At 47.1% G+C, this 19,852-nt stretch carries 19 protein-coding genes; 7 read left to right on the top strand and 12 right to left on the bottom strand.

Annotated features, from left to right (window positions below; all coding sequences use genetic code 11):
- Positions 1–88: 88 nt before the first annotated feature.
- From RUMAL_RS15815 to RUMAL_RS15785, 8 genes are all read right to left on the bottom strand, one after another.
- Positions 89–1,192 carry a phosphonoacetaldehyde reductase gene (locus RUMAL_RS15815; RefSeq protein WP_013499690.1) on the bottom strand — a complete coding sequence of 368 codons (1,104 nt, stop codon included), beginning with the start codon at positions 1,190–1,192 and terminating at the stop codon, positions 89–91.
- A gap of 453 nt (positions 1,193–1,645) precedes the next feature.
- A complete protein-coding gene (locus RUMAL_RS15810; protein WP_013499689.1) occupies positions 1,646–1,978 on the bottom strand; it encodes a DUF1292 domain-containing protein in 333 nt (110 codons plus the stop codon).
- Between the two features lie 2,083 nt (positions 1,979–4,061).
- A complete protein-coding gene (locus RUMAL_RS15805; RefSeq protein ID WP_013499688.1) occupies positions 4,062–5,273 on the bottom strand; it encodes an NADP-dependent isocitrate dehydrogenase in 1,212 nt (403 codons plus the stop codon).
- Between the two features lie 83 nt (positions 5,274–5,356).
- Complete coding sequence (locus RUMAL_RS21905) at positions 5,357–5,527, bottom strand: hypothetical protein (protein WP_154662745.1); 171 nt, start codon at positions 5,525–5,527, stop codon at positions 5,357–5,359.
- A 2-nt stretch (positions 5,528–5,529) separates the two neighbouring features.
- The gene (locus RUMAL_RS15800) at positions 5,530–6,435 is read right to left on the bottom strand and encodes a hypothetical protein (protein WP_013499686.1); all 906 of its coding nucleotides are present in this window, start codon (positions 6,433–6,435) and stop codon (positions 5,530–5,532) included.
- A 12-nt stretch (positions 6,436–6,447) separates the two neighbouring features.
- Positions 6,448–7,515: a DUF456 domain-containing protein gene (locus tag RUMAL_RS15795; protein WP_013499685.1), complete on the bottom strand. Its 1,068-nt coding sequence runs from the start codon at positions 7,513–7,515 to the stop codon at positions 6,448–6,450.
- 16 nt (positions 7,516–7,531) lie between these two features.
- Positions 7,532–7,726 (bottom strand): hypothetical protein, encoded by a 195-nt coding sequence (locus tag RUMAL_RS15790; RefSeq protein ID WP_013499684.1) that lies wholly within the window; start codon positions 7,724–7,726, stop codon positions 7,532–7,534.
- A gap of 124 nt (positions 7,727–7,850) precedes the next feature.
- Complete coding sequence (locus RUMAL_RS15785; RefSeq protein ID WP_013499683.1) at positions 7,851–9,791, bottom strand: aconitate hydratase; 1,941 nt, start codon at positions 9,789–9,791, stop codon at positions 7,851–7,853.
- Positions 9,792–10,199: 408 nt separating this feature from the next.
- Between RUMAL_RS15785 and hisA the strand changes: the two genes are divergently transcribed.
- From hisA to RUMAL_RS15750, 7 genes are all read left to right on the top strand, one after another.
- Positions 10,200–10,973 (top strand): phosphoribosylformimino-5-aminoimidazole carboxamide ribotide isomerase, encoded by a 774-nt coding sequence (gene hisA / locus RUMAL_RS15780; RefSeq protein ID WP_013499682.1) that lies wholly within the window; start codon positions 10,200–10,202, stop codon positions 10,971–10,973.
- Positions 10,974–11,359: 386 nt separating this feature from the next.
- Entirely contained in the window at positions 11,360–11,791 is a 432-nt protein-coding gene (locus RUMAL_RS15775; protein WP_013499681.1) for an acyl-CoA thioesterase, read from the top strand.
- Positions 11,788–13,119, top strand: a complete 1,332-nt coding sequence (locus RUMAL_RS15770) for a GH25 family lysozyme (RefSeq protein WP_013499680.1) — start codon at positions 11,788–11,790, stop codon at positions 13,117–13,119. The genes RUMAL_RS15775 and RUMAL_RS15770 overlap by 4 nt, the downstream gene beginning before the upstream one ends.
- Positions 13,120–13,124: 5 nt before the next feature.
- The gene (locus RUMAL_RS15765) at positions 13,125–14,099 is read left to right on the top strand and encodes a biotin--[acetyl-CoA-carboxylase] ligase (RefSeq protein WP_013499679.1); all 975 of its coding nucleotides are present in this window, start codon (positions 13,125–13,127) and stop codon (positions 14,097–14,099) included.
- Positions 14,100–14,137: 38 nt separating this feature from the next.
- Positions 14,138–14,701 (top strand): zinc metalloprotease, encoded by a 564-nt coding sequence (locus tag RUMAL_RS15760; protein ID WP_013499678.1) that lies wholly within the window; start codon positions 14,138–14,140, stop codon positions 14,699–14,701.
- A gap of 100 nt (positions 14,702–14,801) precedes the next feature.
- Entirely contained in the window at positions 14,802–15,290 is a 489-nt protein-coding gene (locus RUMAL_RS15755) for a YqeG family HAD IIIA-type phosphatase (protein ID WP_013499677.1), read from the top strand.
- A gap of 42 nt (positions 15,291–15,332) precedes the next feature.
- A complete protein-coding gene (locus RUMAL_RS15750) occupies positions 15,333–15,524 on the top strand; it encodes a hypothetical protein (protein WP_013499676.1) in 192 nt (63 codons plus the stop codon).
- 68 nt (positions 15,525–15,592) lie between these two features.
- Here RUMAL_RS15750 and RUMAL_RS15745 read toward each other — a convergent pair whose 3' ends face one another.
- The 4 genes from RUMAL_RS15745 to RUMAL_RS15730 are packed head-to-tail and all read right to left on the bottom strand — an operon-like array spanning position 15,593 to position 19,835.
- Positions 15,593–16,639 carry a transglutaminase domain-containing protein gene (locus RUMAL_RS15745; RefSeq protein WP_013499675.1) on the bottom strand — a complete coding sequence of 349 codons (1,047 nt, stop codon included), beginning with the start codon at positions 16,637–16,639 and terminating at the stop codon, positions 15,593–15,595.
- A 24-nt stretch (positions 16,640–16,663) separates the two neighbouring features.
- Positions 16,664–17,809: a dockerin type I domain-containing protein gene (locus RUMAL_RS15740; RefSeq protein ID WP_013499674.1), complete on the bottom strand. Its 1,146-nt coding sequence runs from the start codon at positions 17,807–17,809 to the stop codon at positions 16,664–16,666.
- 23 nt (positions 17,810–17,832) lie between these two features.
- Complete coding sequence (rsmI, locus tag RUMAL_RS15735; RefSeq protein WP_013499673.1) at positions 17,833–18,675, bottom strand: 16S rRNA (cytidine(1402)-2'-O)-methyltransferase; 843 nt, start codon at positions 18,673–18,675, stop codon at positions 17,833–17,835.
- Positions 18,675–19,835, bottom strand: a complete 1,161-nt coding sequence (locus RUMAL_RS15730; RefSeq protein WP_013499672.1) for an amidohydrolase — start codon at positions 19,833–19,835, stop codon at positions 18,675–18,677. Before RUMAL_RS15730 ends, rsmI begins: the two co-directional genes overlap by 1 nt.
- Positions 19,836–19,852 lie beyond the last annotated feature (17 nt).

The following is a 19,852-nucleotide window of genomic DNA, read 5'->3' as shown; positions in this document are numbered from 1 at the left end:
GAGGATGACCGCCGACATACCAATTGATTTGGTTTGTCAGGGGGATAAGTATATTGTTCTTTATACGTATCCGTTTAAGAGCGGTATATTATGATACGATGTTTTTGTACAGGTATGATATAGTGCTGCTGTCCAGGGTGACGGGATGGTTTTTCAGGCGCTCGGCATTTACCGAGGATACCAGCAGTTCGATATCATCTTTGTCGGCAGAAGGTGCACCAAGACCCAGACTGTCGGTAAGTGTGCCGAAGCATTCGGCAGCCGATAAGGCTGAGCTGCAGCCCATAATGCCGGCAAGCTCATCAAGCATATTTTTGAAATACTTCTCTCCGCGCATATCTTTGCAAAGAGAGGTGTTTTTGACCATGAATGGGAACAGCGCCTTTACGCAAAGCGCAGCTGCGTGACCGTGAGCAAGTCCGTACTTTGTGGTGAGCTTGTAGCACATGGCATGGCCTGCTGTTGTTGCTGTGATGTTTATCGCCTTGCCTGCTAAGTTTGATGCTCTCAGCATATCTTCGTTGCCGGAGTCGGTATTTGCGAGATATCCGCCCATGGCCGAGAATATGAGCTTTATGGCTTCGGCAGCGTATGTTTTGCTTTCATCGGTCGAATGAACAGACCAGTAGCTTTCTACTGCGTGACACAAAGCATCCATCATAGTGGCTTTCTTATGATAGTCGGGAAGAGTCTTCAGTACGGAAGGGTCAAACAGCACTGCGGTCGGTATGCAGCTGCTGTCCGTTACGGATACCTTGCTGCCGTTGTGGTAAATTATGGCATATCGTGTAGCTTCGCTGCCTGTGCCGGCTGTAGTGGGAACGGCAAAAAATTCGATATCGTTGGGAATTATCTTCTGAGTGATGTAGTCCTCAGTGTCATCCATAGTAGCATACATCTTTATGCATTTTGCGGTATCCATAGCTGAACCTCCGCCGACGGCAACTATCATATCACAGCCCTTTTCTTTGTAAAGTGCTGTCCCTGCGAGCGCGGAACTGTAATCGGGATTTGGCTTGAAATCAGAAAACCGCACTACCTCTATACCTGTGCGTGCGGTGAGCTCATTGAAATACCTGCCGATATCAAGTCTGTCCATAGACCTGCCGCCTACCAGCATTATACGCTTTGCTCCGATCTCCGAAAAATATCTGTCAAGCGCCTCTGTGCTGTTATCTATCAACTTCTGCATGACATCTGCCTCCTTTGAATGTTTGTATATACTGCGCAGAAAATGAAATATAAAAAGAAAAGCTGACAGATAGGATCTGTCAGCTCTGTTTTTAAGATAAATTGCCGCCTTGCCGTCGCATAGAATGTAAACCCGCATCAATGTGCAGGGTGGGTAAAACGACCTTTCAGTCTCATGATCCCTTCGTCCGTAGACCGAACGGCATAAGCGGTTCGGGCGGGAGGTCTTCAATCTTCGGAAAGAGTGCGAATCCCTTTTAATAAGTGTTGGATTTAAAAAGCTATGCTTGGTCGAACAAGGTAGCAATCTAAAAACCTTGTTCACAGGAAGCTTTCCGCTTCCCTTATTGTGTCTACATTATACCATATAATCGTGCAGATTTCAAACGGTAAATTAAACAAAATAGTGTGTAAAAAATTGTACGATATAAATTATTTGAAGATATGGTATGAATTATTCTCCATCTTCTTCGTCATCTTCAAAATCGAACATCTCTTCCAGACGCTGTTCAAAAGCTTCACCTACACGGTCGAACAGTTCCTCATCCTCGATAGAAGCAAGGATCTCTTCGCCTGTTTCATTGTCGTACTCTGCCTTCAGTATAACAAGCAGCGAAGCTTCATCAAGTATCTTGTCGGCATTATCTTCCTCATAGAAAGGAGTAAGCGCATAATATCTCTCGCCCTCGAAGTCCATGCAGTCCAGCAGTTCAAAGGTCTGCTTGTTGCCTTCCTCGTCCATCAGTTCATAAAGATCGGGGGTGTATTCATTCATCTGCTCATCCATACTAATGACCTCCTTAAAAACAAATGCGGCGTTATCTGACCGCCGTCTGACCGCCGCAACATTTACATTATACTACAAATTACCAAATAAGTCAAGCAGTTTTTTCTGAAGCATCTGTAACACTTTTCTTTGTAAGTTAAATATAAAAAATATAGAAATGTTGAAAAAAACTATTGACAAACACCAAAAAATGTGGTATAGTATATTCAAGGAAAAGGAAAGCAGATAAAAATCAATAAGGCGATGGCGGAGATGAGCCGAAAGGCACGTTGTTATCGCCGGGTCTTGGTAATAAAGCTGATAGTTCCTTAAAATGAGATCTTTACGGAAATGAGTAAAGGTGCCGCAGTCAGTGCAGGACGAGGGTCCATCTAAAAAAGCGGTGCAGACTCCGTCAGATCTTAGTATATCCGGAAGGGAGCGAGTCCGATGGATGTAAGCGAGAGCCTTTTGAGTATTCAGGGCTCGTGGAGATCTTGAAAGACCGGGAACGGACTCAGACGTATGGGCTGACAGTTCCGAATGATGAGGTTATCAAAGCAAGAAGTAAACGGGTCTGCGGATGGCTATACTAATTCGTTTATACAAGGCGGATACTCAGAACTTAAAATTGAATATCTCCGTTGTTGACGGGGGAGTTTGATAATAATTATAAAAGAGGGGAGTGAGTCCGAAGTTCTACGCAGCTTAGCTTCCGAGCGGAAGGAAGCATTCCGATGAAAGCGCGAGAGCGCAAATCTACCGAAAGGTGTTAGTCCGATGGCATGATTTTATATTGATCAGATTTCGGCATGAAGCCGAAAACAATATTAGGTTAGGGAGTGTTGCATTATGGTAATGCACGTAAAACTGCTGAGAATTTGAGAGTGAGGAGTGAGTCCCAAGTACAACGCAGCTTAGTTCCTGAGCTAGAGGAACATCCCGACAAGAACGCGAAAGCGTAAATCTACCGAAAGGAAAGATACCAATGGCATAAATTGGTTTGACTGACGTCAATAATGTACGGCAGGAAATGCCGCATATCTTATAATAGGGAGTGGTGCATTATGAAAATGCGCACAAGACTGCTGAATATCTGAGAGATAGGAGTGATTCCGAAGGGTGTAGCAGCTTAGCTTCCGAGCTAAAGGGAGCGTCCCGACAAGAGCGCGAAAGCGCAAATCTACCGAAAGGAAAGATACCAATGGCATAAATTGGTTTGACTGACGTCAATAATGTACGGCAGGAAATGCCGCATATCTTATAATAGGGAGTGGTGCATTATGAAAATGCGCACAAGACTGCTGAATATCTGAGAGATAGGAGTGATTCCGAAGGGTGTAGCAGCTTAGCTTCCGAGCTAAAGGGAGCGTCCCGACAAGAGCGCGAAAGCGTTAATCTACCGAAAGGAAAAGGTTCCAATGGCATAGTTGACAAATGATCCGACCTTTGGCGGGCAAGTAAGTCCGCAGCACGTTGATCCTGATGAATGGGAGTTAACGGTTGATAATTTATAGTCAGGAGTGATCCCGAAGATAAATACAGCTTAGTTCCGGAGCATAACGGAATATCCCGATATTATGACGCGTGTGCGTTAAAATTTTACGAAAGGGTTTAGACCAATGGCTTGATTTGAATTTTCGCGTATGCGGAGCACGACGTATAAAATATATTGAAAGGTAGTAAATCCGATGAGAAGTTAAGTTTTTTCCCGACAAAAATTTTCTCTTACCGAAAGGAAATCAGTTCCAATGGAAATATGATATTTGTACCTGCGCGTTTGTTTTGAGTTTACTTGCAGTGCGGGTGAAGGTTTCAGATTTACTTATATATATTTATTTTACGAAAGGATCAAAGTCCAATGGCTTAATTTTGGATCGTCAGAGAGCCGCCGATTTAACGGCGGCTCTTTTTATGTGTCATATCATGTGTAAAAAGCATAAGATATTAAAACGGCTCACCGCCGCATCGGTGGCGGGTGGAATGTATCTCCCGTGAAAAGCCCGTTATATCCGCCGCGGCAGCTGTTTGTTAATGGATAAGGCGCGATTTATGGTCGCAAAAAAAGCGGAGAGCAAAAGCTCTCCGCTTTGAATTTTTATGATCAGCCGAGCATAGCCTTCAGTCTTTCGTCAACAGCCTTCAGGAAGTCCTCTGTGTTGACCTTCTGCTTGTTCTCCAGCTTGGAGAGCAGGTACAGATCACCTGTCATTATGCCGTCTTCAATGGTCTTGATAGTTGCCTTTTCAAGACAATCAGCAAAGTTTACCAGCTCGGGCAGCTCGTCCAGCTCGCCTCTCTTGCGAAGCGCACCTGTCCATGCAAACAGTGTAGCAACAGAGTTTGTAGAAGTCTCCTCGCCCTTCAGGTGCTTGTAGTAGTGTCTCTGAACTGTGCCGTGTGCAGCCTCGAACTCGTATACGCCATCGGGCGATACCAGTACGGAAGTCATCATAGCCAGTGAACCGTAAGCTGTAGCTACCATGTCGGACATAACGTCACCGTCGTAGTTCTTGCAAGCCCAGATGTAGCCGCCGTTTGAACGTACAACTCTTGCAACAGCATCGTCTATCAGTGTGTAGAAATACTCGATGCCTGCAGCTTCAAACTTAGCCTTGTACTCGTTCTCGAATATCTCGTTGAAGATATCCTTGAATGTGTGGTCATATTTCTTGGATATGGTATCCTTTGTTGCGAACCAAACGTCCTGCTTGGTATCCAGTGCGAAGTTGAAAACGCTCTTTGCAAATGATGCTATAGAGGTAGACTTGTTGTGCATACCCTGTATAACGCCGTCGCACTCAAAGTTGTAGATAGTCTCACGGGTCTCGTTGCCGTCCTTATCGGTGCATACCAGTTCAGCCTTGGCACCTGCGGGGCACTTCATCTCAACATTCTTGTAAACATCGCCGTAAGCATGACGTGCGATAGTGATAGGCTTTGTCCATGTGGGGATATAGGGTGTTATTCCCTTAACGAGTATAGGTGTTCTGAAAACAGTGCCGTCCAGCATAGCACGGATAGTGCCGTTAGGGGACTTCCACATCTCTTTCAGATTATACTCTGTCATTCTTGCAGCATTAGGTGTTATGGTAGCGCACTTTACTGCAACGCCGTACTTCTTGGTAGCGTTTGCTGAATCAACAGTTACCTGATCGTTGGTCTCGTTTCTGTGAACGAGTCCAAGATCGTAGTAATCCGACTTGAGATCAACATAAGGTGTTATCAGTATGTCCTTTATCTCCTGCCAGATTATCCTTGTCATCTCGTCGCCGTCCATTTCGACCAGCGGTGTTTTCATCTGAATCTTAGCCATTAAAATAGCCCTCCTTACCAATTTATCAAACGGCAGTTCGCCTGCCGCAGAATTTCCCTTATTATCTTAAACATCTGTTTGCGTTACATATGCTTCAATTCATATATCGCGATTATTATGATCATTATGCCTGAAACTACTCGCAGTATTGCCATATAGAAGTTCTTGCTTTTGCCTGGTATGAATTTTACCGATGCAAATCTGACTATGATAAGCACTACGAAATAGATTATCAGAAATACTGCTAAATTCATGGTCATTCGCTCTTTTCTGTAAATGTTACCTTGTGGGTGAGGTCGGAAGATGCAATATTGGATGCAACATCTCTTGTATCACCGTAGTTTACTGTATCTACAAGATTTATGCTTGCACTGCTGCCGCCGACTGCTTTTATCTCTATTATAGGCACATCAAAGTCGCTTTTGAGGATGAACTCGCCCTTCTCATTAACCTCGGGAAGATACCAGTGACCATCCGGATCTTCAAAGAATATATCGCCGCCTTTGATCTCAAAATCATCTGAGAAAGTTCCGCTTTCCAACTCGTTGCCGTTTTCATCTGTGCCGCCGTAAGTGGTGTTGACAGTCATCTTGCATACAGGAGTGTCGCCCTGTGTTTTATCTGAACTGCTGAAAACTATCTTATGGCTGAAGTTGACATCGTTAAGAAGATGAAATGTGGATGCGATATCCTTTGTATCACCAAAGGGGATATTTTCAATAAGATTGATCATAACGTAGTCGTCGTTGATCTCGAATATATTTATGATAGGCTGGTCAGTTTCTGCTTTTATCAGATATTCCTGCTGGTCGCTTATCTCGGGGAGATACCAGTGACCCTCGGAGTCCTCAAAGAAAACATCGCCTGTTCTTGCTTCAAAGTCTTCTGTGGTCGCGCTGTTTTCATCGTCGCCTGTCAAGGTACTTACGGTCATGCCGCACGCAGGCATATCCTCGCGTGTAACTGTGACGGTATCCTCGGGAAGGGTTACCTCTGTTTCGTCTGCTGTTGTGATAGTTTCGGTAATAGTTTCAGCAACGGAAGAGTCAGCAGCCGAAGAAGCATCAGCTTTGCTGCTTGTATCATTCTTGGCTTTATTTCCGCAGCCTGCAAGACATACTGCCAGAGCGGTTATAAATATCGCTGTGTTTATTTTTTTCATAAAAATTCCTCCTTATCCGTGTCGGCGCATCATTGAGAAAACCATGCTTACAACTATTGCTGCTGCCACAAAGAAAACCGTAGCCACAGCAAATGGCACCATTTTATAGAAACATTCCTTTGCAGGACGTGCAAGCGTCTTTCTCAGCTTGATAAATTCGGCTATCAAAGCACCTACACCGCCCAGCACTATGCCCACCGTCAGCATGGGGGTATCATCATTAACAAAAGGCAGAAGACTCAGCAGCCATGTTACAGTCAGGCCGCCGAGTATGCCTACCTCGACTGCGCCCATTATTATGGATTCGCTGAGTGTATAATTTTCTTTTCCGTTGTAGCGGATTATCGCGCCGATAACGCCGCCTATCCCCCACGGTATCATCAGGTCAGCACCCTTTGCACCAAAGCAGTAAAAAGCTCCCAGCATAGCCGCAGAAGTGAGTATATACCACGCCGCAGTCTTTATCATACCGATTATCTCACTCGGGTCGCCCGAATAATTACCGTTATTTTTCATTATCGTTACAAAGAACAGTGATTTGTGTATGTTCTCGTCACGGGCTTCATTGATGCTGTCACGGGCTTTCAGACCGCGTATCATCGCAGTGGTCTCTTCCTGCCACTTGTCATATTGTTCATAGGTCGAGCCGGCATAGCTGTCTTTTTCCTCGGGTATCTCACCTTCATAGGAATCCTTAGTGCCGTAGCCCTTGTCCTTTTTCAGACCGTCCTCCAGCCACTGTTCATATTCAGTAAGCTGTTTTTCCTGTATGGGAGGTTTGTTCTCCTCCATCTCTTTTATCTTTTCTTCAAAGAACTCTTCGTCCAATCTGATATCATCAGTGCCGAAAAGCTTGCTCATACTGTCATCGCGGGTCGTTCCCAGCTCGACTTTGCCGTCAGCCAGTGAAGCTATATTCTCTTCGGGCTTTTTCATCCTTGCGCGGCTGATGCTTTTCGCAGGGATATCTCCCATTTCCTTTATCTTCTCTTCAAAGAACTCTTCGTCCAGCGGGATATCATCCACACCCATAAGGTCGGACATATCCATTCGCCGCCTGTTTATTTTAATGTCGGACATGATATCCCCCTTATATTCATAATTCTACACTGCGTTTTATAAGCGATATGATCACCAAAAGCACTATTGCTATTGCAGCGATAAGCTTTATCCTGTTCAGGTACCAGTTAAAGCATCTGCCCGGGAAAAAGATTTTCAGGATAAGAAAACATATCCCGCAGAACAGGATAACGCCGATATATTCCCAAGGACTTCTTTCCCTTGCACCCATTTCTGGCCTCCTCGACTTATTGATCGTTTTCTCTGGCAGACCATCGCACCTGCGATAGCCCGTCACAAAAAACATCACATCTGCGGGACGATATGCCCCGCAGACCGATGTATCATCTTCTATATTACTTGGAGAGCTGCTCTCTTGTGTAGTCAAGCAGACCGCCTGCAAGGATGATATCCTTGGTTCTGCCTGTCAGTTCGCAGAGAACGGGTATCTCAACATTCTTGGACTTGTTTACAACAGTCAGCTGAGTCTTGCCTGCTTCGATATCAGCGCGTACATTAGCGATCTCGATCTCGTCACCCTGCTCGATCTTGTCGTAGTCAGCCTCGTTTACAAATGTCAGAGGCAGTATACCTGCATTGATGAGGTTAGCTCTGTGGATACGTGCAAAGCTCTTGACAAGTACAGCCTTGATGCCCAGATACAGAGGTGCAAGCGCTGCGTGCTCTCTTGATGAGCCCTGACCGTAGTTTGAACCGCCAACGATGATAGACTTCTCCATGTTCTTTGCTCTTCTGGGGAAATCCTCGTCGCATACTGTGAAGCAGTGCTGGGATATAGCAGGGATATTGGATCTCAGAGGGAGTATCTTTGCACCTGCGGGCATGATGTGGTCGGTGGTGATGTTGTCGCCTACCTTCAGGGATACCTGACAGCCGATGCTCTCAACCAGAGGAGCGGTCTCGGGATAAGGCTTGATGTTGGGACCTCTCAGCACCTCAACGCTGTCCATATCAGCCTCAGCTACAGGAGGCACTACCATATTGTCGTTTATCTTGAAGTGCTCGGGCACCTTGATCTCGGGCATATCACCGAGAGTTCTGGGGTCTACGAGAACACCTGCAACTGCGGAAGCAGCAGCCAGCTCAGGGGATACCAGATAGATCTGACCGTCCTTGGTTCCGGAACGTCCGAGGAAGTTTCTGTTGAAGGTTCTCAGAGAGATACCCTTTGAGTTAGGAGCCTGACCCATACCGATGCAGGGACCGCAAGCGGATTCCAGTATTCTTGCACCTGCTGCGATCATATCAGCCAGTGCGCCGTTCTCTGCGATCATGTTCAGCACCTGCTTGGAGCCGGGAGCGATAGCCAGAGATACATCGGGGTGAACGGTCTTGCCCTTGAGGATATGAGCGACCTTCATCATATCAACATAGGAGGAGTTTGTGCATGAACCGATACATACCTGATCTATCTTCATGCCGCTGAGTTCCTCTGCGGTCTTGATATTGTCAGGGCTGTGAGGACATGCTGCCATAGGTGTCAGTTTGCTGAGGTCGATGTCGATAACTTCATCGTATACAGCATCATCGTCAGCCTTCAGCTCTGTCCATACCTCTGCTCTCTCCTGTGCTTTCAGGAAGGAAAGTGTGATCTCATCAGAGGGGAATATGGAGGTAGTAGCACCAAGCTCAGCGCCCATGTTTGTGATGGTAGCTCTCTCGGGAACGGACAGGGTCTTTACACCTTCGCCGCAATACTCTATTACCTTGCCTACGCCGCCCTTAACGGAAAGTCTTCTGAGAACTTCCAGTATAACGTCCTTAGCGGATACCCACGCAGACAGCTTGCCTGTCAGGTTCACCTTTACGATGTTGGGGTATGTGATGTAGTAAGCGCCGCCGCCCATAGCAACAGCAACATCAAGTCCGCCCGCACCGATAGCGATCATGCCGATACCGCCGCCTGTGGGGGTATGGCTGTCAGAACCGATAAGGGTCTTGCCGGGGATACCGAATCTTTCAAGATGTACCTGGTGGCAGATACCGTTGCCGGGTCTGGAGAAATAGATGCCGTGCTTTTTGCAGACAGAACCGATGAATCTGTGGTCATCAGCGTTCTCGAAACCGGACTGGAGAGTGTTGTGGTCAATGTAAGCCACACTCTTCTCGGTCTTTACGCGGGGCACGCCCATAGCCTCATACTCGAGGTATGCCATAGTACCTGTAGCGTCCTGAGTAAGAGTCTGGTCGATGCGTATACCGATCTCCTGACCCTTGACGAATTCACCGTCAACAAGGTGCGCTTTAAGAATCTTTTCAGTAAGTGTAAGTCCCATAAAAAACTTCCTCCATATTTTATCGAGGGCTGAGTGCCCTTCATAAATAATAATACATCATCTATTATATACCAAAACGCATATTCTGTCAAGAAAAAAACACACCGTAACAAAGCTTCTTATGCATTTTTGGGCAATCTATGCATTGGTGGGTACGGGTGTGAAAAAATTTTAATATAATAAGCCATTTCAGGTGTTTATGTATCTTTGGTATACCTGCAGCGGCGGCAGGTTTGACATATATTACACGGTGTGGTATAATAAAACCAGGAAAGAATACCGCCGGCTCTTGATATTGCCCGTCAAAAGGCTGTTTAGCGTGGTGTGTCAGCGGAATAAAAGTATTTTAGGATCTGGGATATACGTATATTTCAGATGTTATGCATACTCTGATGCGGAGGTAAAGACATGAAGTTCAGACCATGTATAGATATCCACAACGGCTGTGTAAAGCAGATAGTGGGCGGAAGCCTTGCGGATAAAGGCAATAAAGCACAGGATAATTTCGTATCCGAACAGGACGGAGGCTACTACGGCGCACTCTACAAAAGCCGCGGGCTGACAGGGGGACACATCATAATCCTGAACCCCGCAGGCAGCGAGTTCTACGAAAAGGACTTGCAGCAGGCATATTCCGCACTGAGTTCCTTTGAGGGCGGCTTGCAGATAGGCGGAGGTATAAACGACAAAAACGCCGCAGGTTTCCTTGACAAGGGTGCAAGCCATGTTATCGTCACAAGCTTCGTTTTCAGGAACGGCGAGATAGACGAGCATAACCTCACACTTATGAAAAACGCAGTTGGCAGGGACAGGCTGGTGCTTGACCTTTCATGCAGAAAGCGCGGAGAGGACTACTACATCGTCACCGACAGATGGCAGAAGTTCACCGACACAAAACTCTGCCCCGAGACCATAGAACGTCTTAGAAACAACTGTGATGAATTCCTTATACACGCAGTAGATGTTGAAGGCAAGGCAAGGGGGATCGAGGACGGAGTAGCAACCATGCTGGGAGATATCGAAGGTATGCCTGCCACCTATGCGGGGGGTATATCATCCTTTGATGACCTTGAAAAGCTTAAAATGTTGGGCAAAGGCAGGGTGGATTTCACCATAGGAAGCGCCCTCGATATCTTCGGAGGAAATATGAGCTTTGAAAAAGCAGCACGATTCAATTCATAATTCATAATTGTTGGCAGGGAGATAACGTTGCTGTACTTAGGATAGAATGCCAAGGAGAAGAGCTTTGGGTCAAGCCTTTCGCGAAAGGCTTGCGGAGAGCTCGAGAGGCAGAGCCTCTCGGTCAAGGCACAAAAGCGACGCGGCAACAATCAAGCAATAGCAGACTATCTCCCGACCATACGGCGCGGGCAATACCAAAATCCCGAGCGTAAGCAAATCTTTGACACCCGCACAAACTAAGTGCGTAAATATTGCCCGCGCTCGTCGTCAAACAGCGACAGCGCCTTTGACGACTCGACCCGAACGTAGAGAGGGGCGACACCCCCGCAGTACGTCAAAAAGAACGTCCAAACAAACGGCACTCAACAGAAAGAAGGAACATAAAAATGAAAGAATATAAACCTTACCGCCGCAAGGCATATTATTATGAAACAGACAGAATGGATATCGTACACCATTCCAACTATGTACGCTGGCTGGAGGAAGCAAGGATAGACCTGATGGAACAGGCAGGCTGTCCCTTTGAGTTCACCGAAAAGCAGGGCATAGTATCTCCGGTGCTTAGCGTTTCATGTGAGTATAAGTATCCTGTCAGATTCGGGGACGAATTTGAAGTAGTATGCAGACTTCTCAGCTTCAACGGCTGCAGATTCAAGCTGGAATACGAGGTCAACAACCTGACAACAGGTCAGCTGGCACTTACCGCTGTTACCGAGCACTGCTTCACCGGTACAGACCTGCGTCCCATACGTATGCAGAAAAAGTATCCCGAACTGTACGAGAACCTGCTGGAAGCGCTGGAGGATAAGGGCGAATGAGGAAAGCTTTAGCCATAGCAGCCGCGGCACTGATGCTTTCAGCCTGCGGTGCGGATATTGAATCCAAGGATAACGATAAATCAGCAGTGACAACCGATACCCAGACCACCGCTGATGAGGACAGCGCAGACAAGATAGTTGTAGAGAATAAGGAAAAACCTGCCGAAACGACTGTCCCCAAAAAGGACGAGAGCAAGCCCGAGACCACGACCTCTGCAAAAAAGAAAAAAGCAGACCCGGATAAGATAAACGTCGGGTGCATGGATACGGTGGAGGTCTACCAGCAGGTAAAGCTGAAAGACTTTGTGTTCGACAGCAACGCAAAGCTCAAAAACGGCGATGAACTTCTGAATACCAACGAACTCGGTGAACATGAAGTCACCCTGAAAATGGAGCTTGATGGTGCTGAGGCTGAAAAGAAGGTAAAATATACCGTAGTTGATACCACACCGCCCGTGATGCTTCTGGGGGACGATATCTATCTGGACGTCGGTGACTATTTCGATATAGACAGCTATATAAGCTATGCCGATAACTTCGATCGCACCCCATCGCTTACAGTCGAAGGCGATGTTGATACCTCCGCAGAGGGCAGTTATCCGCTTACGCTGTATATAGATGATGCAAACGGCAACAGGCTGACGAAGTACCTTAATGTCAATGTTGGCGGTTCAGCCTATGACCCGTATTACGATGACAGCACTATAGATTTCGGTGACTTCATGCAGACATACAGCGGAAACGGCAGAGAGTTCGGCATAGATGTATCACGCTGGCAGGGGGATATCGACTATAATGCAGTGTCCGATGCAGGCTGCAGGTTCGTTATAATGCGTATGGGATACGGCGAATCGGGCGGCACCGATCTTGATGAATACTATTATGCGAATATGTCGGGGGCATCTGCAGCAGGGCTGAAGGTCGGGGTATATTTCTATTCTACCGATACTACTGCCGACGGCGCAAGGGCTACCGCGAAGAAGATAGTCGATACTCTCGACGGCAGAAAGCTTGATTTCCCTATAGCTTTTGACTGGGAGGAATTCCAGAGTTTCCAGCGGTACGGTATGAATATCCATGATCTTTCCGAGGTGTATGAAGCCTTTGCGGACGAACTGGAAAAAAGCGGCTACGAAGCTATGCTTTACAGCAGCAAGAACTTCCTTGAACTGTTCTGGGAAAACAAGAACAACAGACCGGTATGGGTGGCACATTATGTGGAAGAAACTACCTACGAGGGCGACTGGTATATCTGGCAGCGCTGCGGCACAGGCCGTATTAACGGCATAAACGGAGCAGTAGACCTTAATGTACTTCGGAAGGAGTGAGCTGTTTGGCTGTAAAAGAGGAACTGATAAAACTGTTTGAGAAAAACAGGGGCAGATACCTTTCAGGTGAGGAGATAGCTGAAAGTCTGGGCTGTACACGCGGCGCGGTGTGGAAGGCTGTTACCAACCTTCGTGAAGAGGGTTATAAGATATCTGCTGTGACAAAAAAAGGCTATCGCCTTGACAGTGCAGATATGCTTTCTGCGGCAGGTGTTGAAAAGTATCTTTCCCACAGCTGCGGTGTCAGTCTTACTGTATATAAGGAAACGGATTCCACCAATATACGACTGCGTGAACTGGCTGTACAGGGTGCGCCCGAAGGCACTGTGGTCATTGCGGGGATGCAGACAGGCGGCAAGGGCAGACTGGGGAGAAAGTTTTTCTCGCCCTCAGATACAGGTCTTTACATGAGCATACTTCTGAGACCCGAGATGACAGCTGCAGATGCTGTGCGCATAACTACTGCAGCCGCTGTTGCTGTGGCAGAAGCTGCAGAAAAAATAAGCGGGAGGATGACAGACATCAAGTGGGTCAACGATGTTTATACAGACGGCAGGAAGATATGCGGCATACTGACAGAAGCTTCGTTCAGCCTTGAAAACGGCGGTTTGGACTATGCTGTATGCGGTATAGGCATAAATGTATATGAGCCCGATGGCGGTTTTCCCGAGGAGATAAGGGATATCGCAGGTGCAGTGCTGGATGCTCCCGCTGAGGATGCACGCAACCGTCTGGCGGCACTGGTGCTGGAGGGCTTCATGCGGTATTACCGAGAGCTTTCCGAGAACAGCTTCCTGCCCGGATACCGCAGCAGGCTTTTGTGGCGGGGCGAGGATATAAATATCATTCGCGGAGATGATATCGTTCCTGCAAAGCTGATAGATACTGACGAAAGATGTCGGCTTATGGTGAGATATGAGGACGGCAGAGAGGACACCATATCCAGCGGTGAGATCAGTATAAGAAAAAGATCATTATAACAGTGTCACCCGAATATCATACTAAAGGGTGATGAAAAATGTTCCGTATAAATGTGGGCGGTGTACAGCTGGGGATAAGCTTCAGCTTTCCTGCGGTGCTGGCTTTGGTGCTGCTGACAGGCTGCGACAGCAGAAGTATGCTGACAGCACTTATCTGCTGCTTCCTGCATGAGTGCGGACATTTGCTTTTTATGATTATATTCGGTAACAGACCGCAGGCGGTGACACTTTACGGCGGTGGGATACGCATAACTCCGCAGGCCGGCAGGATAGACAGCCTCGGGAAAGATCTTACAGTACTTCTGGCAGGGTGCGGTATGAATTTTTTGCTGGCGCTAACAGGGCTTGTGCTGGATGGCATGAGTTTATTCGTTCAGATAAATCTGCTGCTGGGAGCCTTCAATCTTTTGCCGTTCAGACATTTTGACGGCGGCAGAGCCCTGGAACTGCTGACAGATGGCAGGGGACTCAGGGCTGTCAGGTGTACGTTCATATTGCTTACGGCTATGCTGATAGTGCTTATGGGTATAAACGGCAGCATCAGTATAAGTCTGCTGATGACCTTTGTTTTTGCACTTGCAGCAGAGTTTGCCGAGGGCTGACAGCATGATCTGTGATAAATTATTTCACGGTATCTTTACAATTGGATGATAATGTGCTATAATGATATTATTATAAAAAGATTTTTTAGGAGAATGTATTTTGTTTTTTTTCAAACCTACATATGTATTTGATAAGGTAAAGGATATCACTCCTGATTTCCTTAAAAAGAAGAATATAAAAGGTCTGCTTCTTGACCTTGATAATACGCTGACTACTCACAATAACCCGATAGTGCCGCAGTCCAGTCTTGACTGGATAGAGCTTATGAAGCAAAACGGCATAAGGCTTATGATAGTATCTAACAACCACGCTCCGCGTGTATCGCCTTTTGCGGAGCAGCTGAAGATAGACTTCGTGTGTGAGGGTGCAAAACCGCTGACTATCGGTTATACTAAAGCCATAAAGCGTATGGGGCTTGAAAAACGTGAGGTAGCGGCTGTAGGTGATCAGATATTCACCGATATACTGGGTTCTAACCTTAAAGGTATAAGGTCGCTGTTCGTGTTCCCGATAAAGCCGGAGGAAAGCCTGCCTTTCAGGTTCAAAAGGGCTTGCGAGAAACCATTTCTGCCAAAACTTGACAAGTAATTTACGGTCACATGACCGAATAAATAAACGGAGGTATGTAACATGAGTGATTTTTTCAGAGAACTGATAGGAGTTAAGTGCAATTTTGCTACCGCTGACGGTGAGTATCGTAACTACGTGCTCAGAGATATCTCTAACGATTGGATAGTTGTTGAAAAAGGTACGGAGTCTATATACCTCAACCTTTCTCACGTTATCTCGATCAAGGTCGCAAATTCAACTGAGGAAAACTGACTTTTTACCAGACAGCAAAAATGCCCGTGTGAAGTTCACGGGCATTTTTTTGTGCGATCATTTGGTTATCAAAGCAGTATGGTTCCCGAAACAGCTATCTTGTCGCCTATCTTCATGCGCTGCCACTGTATGAAGCAGGAGCCTTTGGCGTTTTTGAAATCTCTCTGGGCGATCTTCAGCGTTTTTCCGCCTATAACTCCTGCGGTGAGGTAAGTATCGACCGCGTCAGTTTCTTCAAGGCTCCAGCCCTCGGGATCTTCAGGTATAAAGTATACATTTGCGGAGCGCTTCTCTACAGCAGCTTTCAGGGCATTTACTATGTCATCTGTGGAACTTACCGTAACAAGCTCGTGCGCCGCATAGCTGTCCTTGTCGGTATCACATACAGGATCGCTGCTGCTGTCCCATACGTGGCGGCTTGCCATTACCTCCTTTGAGGTGTTGAAATACTTGTGATGCTCGGGTCTGCCCTTTATATCAGGGACAGGGTCATCCCAGGTGACGTCCGTATAGTACCAGTGACCGTCTATCTGTACCATGTTCCAGGCATGGGGCTCATCGCCGTCAGCCGCCGCCATGGTGGAGGTGCATGGTATGCCCAGCATATCCATGAACATATTGAAAGTGGTGGTATAGCCGCTGCATATACATTTTCCGTCAACGAGAGCACCGTAAGGGTCACCTGCGTGTTCACCGTGGTCTTCAAATATCCCAAGCATACCTATATCGTATTCAACATTCTGTATGATATAGTCGTGAATCGCCAGCTCCTTGTCGTAGTCGCTCATACCATCGGTTATAATTTTGTCTATGACCTCGGAAGCCTTAGTGTATATCTCGGTCTGTATCTCGTCAAGCCCTGAGGGATCACCTGCAAGGTAAGCCTGTGATATGGGTGTCCAATCGTAAAGCACTTCTTCGGATACCTCTTCCTCGTCGGATGTGGTTTCCTCTGCGGGCGGCTCGGTATTTTCCGTGGTGGTAGTGGTCACTGCAAAGGAAGTATCGGCAGTGGTTTCTGTCTCGGACTTGCTCTCATTGTTCTGAGCCGTTCCCGAACAGCCTGCCAGTATCAGTGCTGCTGCGAGTACAGCTATCGTTCCGTTTCTTTTCATTTGTGTTCTCCTGTTCTGTTTTGTTTATGATTTGCCTTTTACTTTTGCTGCGAGTTTTGAAAGATCTGATATATTCACTTTGCCGTCACCGGTTATGTCAGCATATTTCAGGTTTATGCCGTACAAGGGTCTGACACTTTTTATGTGTGCAGCGATGATTGATATATCAGTAACATTTACGGTTTCATCGCCGTTTATGTCTCCGGTTTCTCTCTCTCTGAGTATTGTCTGTGGATCCAGATCGGTATAGGATATGTCGGGCAGTTTGATGAAGAAACGCAAAGGATCATCACATGGCACGTCCACCTTGTGATCGGCGCTCATGGTCCTTTTGCCCTTGGCAAAGTATATGTTCCTTCCTGATACATCGTCCCAGGTGCAGTCTACATAATAGCATTTCCCGTCATCCATCCTGACCGCATTCCAGGCGTGATCTCCTTGATCAGTCATGCCTGATACGAAATAGTTATCTATGTCAAGATAGTTCATTACTGCCTGAAATGTTCTTGCGTAGCATTCGCATACGCCCTTGCCGTTACAGCAAGCCCCGAGTATGTTATGTGCCCATGGTTCACCCGAAGCAGCGCCTTCGCTGTCATAAGCATATTCAAGATCATTATTTATGGCGTTATGTATTATCAGGGCTTTTTCGTAAACAGACTCAGCACTCTCTGCTTTTTTGGCTGTGCTTGTTATGTACTCCCTGATATCCTGCTGTGCCTTTGCCCTTGCGCTGCCTTTTATATAGCTGATATCGGTTACCATATAAAAGTTTTTCGCATCACCTACCATAAGCCCTTCGGCAAAGTAATAAAGAGGGAAGTCGTTCTTGAACGTGACATAGACTATACCCATTTCATCATAGGTCAGTCCGTCATACGGTATAGCAGCGTAGTAATAGTAATTCTGTAAATTGCTTATCGTTCTGTCGGTATCGTTCCAAAGCTTCTCTGCGGCATCACACATTTTATCGTAGGCACGCTGCAGGGCTTTGCCGTTTTTCATAGTCCCCAGATAATCATATCCTGCTCGGCTGCTGCAATCTGTCAGGAAGTCGCTGCTGTCCTGTGTGGCGCGTATCCCCGCAGCTGAGGCTGTCAGTATACTGCCTGCAGCAGATGATATGGCGATGACCGCAGCTGCTGCAAGAGCAGTTATCTTATATTTCATAAACTTCCCCCCGTGGTAGTTTTTTATTTGCGGGAGTTTTCCTCCACCAGCATAGCGTAAAGCTCACCTTTCGGGAATCCTGTTGACTTTGCTATCTCACGGCAGGCATCTGTTCCGCGCACACCCTTTTCTACCAGAGCCCTGACCTGTTCGTAAGCCTGTTCTATGGTATCAGCGGTTTCGGCAGCTTCGGGGGCAGCGCCTTCAATAACAAGCACGAACTCACCCTTTGCCGACTTATTGTCGGGGTACATCTCCAGCGCCTGCGACAGTGTGGTGCGTATCACTTCCTCATGCAGCTTGGTAAGCTCCCTGCACAGGGATATACGTCTGTCACCGAAATAGTCCAGCATATCTCTCAGGGTCTTGTGCAGCTTATGGGGTGCTTCATAGAATATCAGCGTTTCTTCGGCATCACGCACCTGTGCCAGGTGGTCATACCTCTGCCGCTTGTTAACCGAGAGAAATCCCTCGAACCTGAACCTTGATGTATTCAGTCCGCTTATTGCCAGTGCTGATATTACTGCCGACGGTCCCGGTACTACCTCGACTTTTATGCCGTTTTCAGCGCAAAGCTTGACCAGTTTCTCGCCCGGGTCAGATATACACGGCATACCCGCATCGGTGACGATAGCCGCATCCTCGCTGCCTGTCAGCCTTGCGAGTATCTGCTCGCCTGCCTTTGCGGCATTATGCTCCTGATAGCATATCAGCTGTTTTTTTATCTCAAAGTGATTTAACAGTTTAAGTGTTACACGGGTATCCTCAGCGCATATAAAATCAACATTCTTAAGTGTTTCGATGGCGCGGTATGTCATATCCCCAAGGTTGCCTATGGGGGTGCCCACAACGTATAGCTTGCCCATCAGACCTTATCCCTCCTGACTATCTTTCCGCCTATCATTACAAGTGCAGGTGAGCTCATGACCTCAAAGGGGTCATCACCGAAAAGCACAAGGTCGGCATCCTTGCCTTCTTCTATGGAACCTGTTCTGTCAAAGATATTTGCTATCTTTGCAGGGGTGCAGGTGACAGCTTTTACTCCGTCATAGAAGCTCAGTCCGTGTTTTATGCATATCCCCACGGATATTGGCAGATACTCTATCGGTACCTCTGAATGGTCGGTGCATACGGCAACATCCAGACCGTTAGCTTTGAGCACAGCGGCATTGGCGGGAGAAAGTTCTGCCATTTCGGGCTTGCATCTGTCGCATATAACAGGCCCTACAACACAGCTTGCGTGTTCGTCTGCCAGCTCGTCAGCGATGAGATGACCCGAGGTGCAGTGTATAAGTGTATAGTCCAGGTCGAACTCATTTGCTATCCTCACTGCGGTGAATATATCATCAGCGCGGTGACAATGGAAATGTGCCTTTATCTCACGCCTGAGAAGGGGGAGCAGTGCTTCCATTGAACTGTCATAGTCGGGCAGGTCGCTTTCTGTTTCAGCCTGTTCTATGTCCCTCATATATCTCTGAGCTTTGTGCAGATTATCTCTTATTATGCTTGCCACAGCCATTCTGGTAGCAGGTGACTGCTCGTGATCCATATAAGTAAGCTTTGGATTTTCGCCCAGTGCAAATTTCATGCCCACAGTTCTTATTACCATTTTGTCTATGCGCTTGCCTGCTGTTTTTACAGCGGCTATGCTGCCTGCTATGGGATTTGTAGAACCCGGGGATACTATCACAGTTGTTATGCCTGTCTGCCTTGCCATCTCAAAGCTGTAGTCTATAGGGTTTATGCCGTCGATGATGCGCAGCTGAGGTGTGCAGGGGTCGAATTCCTCATTGAGGTCTTCACCCTCGATGCCCACGCCTGCCGAGGTCAGACCCATGTGGGTATGTGCATCTATGAACCCGGGGTAAAGGGTCATGCCCATGCCGTCGATATCATTTTCGTCACCCTGTGTGGGGCAGCCTTCCCCGACCGCTGTGATGATGCCGTTTTCAACAGTAACAAAACCGTTCTCTATCACGTGGTCATTGTCATTCATCGTATATATCCTGACATTTTTTATGCGCATTTCATTTCCTCCGCAAT

It is taken from the genome of Ruminococcus albus 7 = DSM 20455 (assembly GCF_000179635.2).
GTDB lineage: Bacteria > Bacillota > Clostridia > Oscillospirales > Ruminococcaceae > Hominimerdicola > Hominimerdicola alba.
This window is presented reverse-complemented; position numbering and strand designations above follow the sequence as displayed.

Bases quoted from the DNA above. Each gene is read 5' to 3' on its own strand.
- RUMAL_RS15760 (WP_013499678.1), top strand. From the start codon at position 14,138: ATGTTCCGTATAAATGTGGGCGGTGTACAGCTGGGGATAAGCTTCAGC.
- rsmI (WP_013499673.1), bottom strand. From the start codon at position 18,675: ATGGGCAAGCTATACGTTGTGGGCACCCCCATAGGCAACCTTGGGGAT.
- RUMAL_RS15770 (WP_013499680.1), top strand. From the start codon at position 11,788: ATGAGGAAAGCTTTAGCCATAGCAGCCGCGGCACTGATGCTTTCAGCC.
- RUMAL_RS15800 (WP_013499686.1), bottom strand. From the start codon at position 6,435: ATGAAAAAAATAAACACAGCGATATTTATAACCGCTCTGGCAGTATGT.
- RUMAL_RS15810 (WP_013499689.1), bottom strand. From the start codon at position 1,978: ATGGATGAGCAGATGAATGAATACACCCCCGATCTTTATGAACTGATG.
- RUMAL_RS21905 (WP_154662745.1), bottom strand. From the start codon at position 5,527: ATGAATTTAGCAGTATTTCTGATAATCTATTTCGTAGTGCTTATCATA.
- RUMAL_RS15805 (WP_013499688.1), bottom strand. From the start codon at position 5,273: ATGGCTAAGATTCAGATGAAAACACCGCTGGTCGAAATGGACGGCGAC.
- RUMAL_RS15775 (WP_013499681.1), top strand. From the start codon at position 11,360: ATGAAAGAATATAAACCTTACCGCCGCAAGGCATATTATTATGAAACA.
- RUMAL_RS15790 (WP_013499684.1), bottom strand. From the start codon at position 7,726: ATGGGTGCAAGGGAAAGAAGTCCTTGGGAATATATCGGCGTTATCCTG.
- RUMAL_RS15750 (WP_013499676.1), top strand. From the start codon at position 15,333: ATGAGTGATTTTTTCAGAGAACTGATAGGAGTTAAGTGCAATTTTGCT.
- RUMAL_RS15785 (WP_013499683.1), bottom strand. From the start codon at position 9,791: ATGGGACTTACACTTACTGAAAAGATTCTTAAAGCGCACCTTGTTGAC.
- RUMAL_RS15815 (WP_013499690.1), bottom strand. From the start codon at position 1,192: ATGCAGAAGTTGATAGATAACAGCACAGAGGCGCTTGACAGATATTTT.
- RUMAL_RS15795 (WP_013499685.1), bottom strand. From the start codon at position 7,515: ATGTCCGACATTAAAATAAACAGGCGGCGAATGGATATGTCCGACCTT.
- RUMAL_RS15740 (WP_013499674.1), bottom strand. From the start codon at position 17,809: ATGAAATATAAGATAACTGCTCTTGCAGCAGCTGCGGTCATCGCCATA.
- RUMAL_RS15745 (WP_013499675.1), bottom strand. From the start codon at position 16,639: ATGAAAAGAAACGGAACGATAGCTGTACTCGCAGCAGCACTGATACTG.
- RUMAL_RS15730 (WP_013499672.1), bottom strand. From the start codon at position 19,835: ATGCGCATAAAAAATGTCAGGATATATACGATGAATGACAATGACCAC.
- hisA (WP_013499682.1), top strand. From the start codon at position 10,200: ATGAAGTTCAGACCATGTATAGATATCCACAACGGCTGTGTAAAGCAG.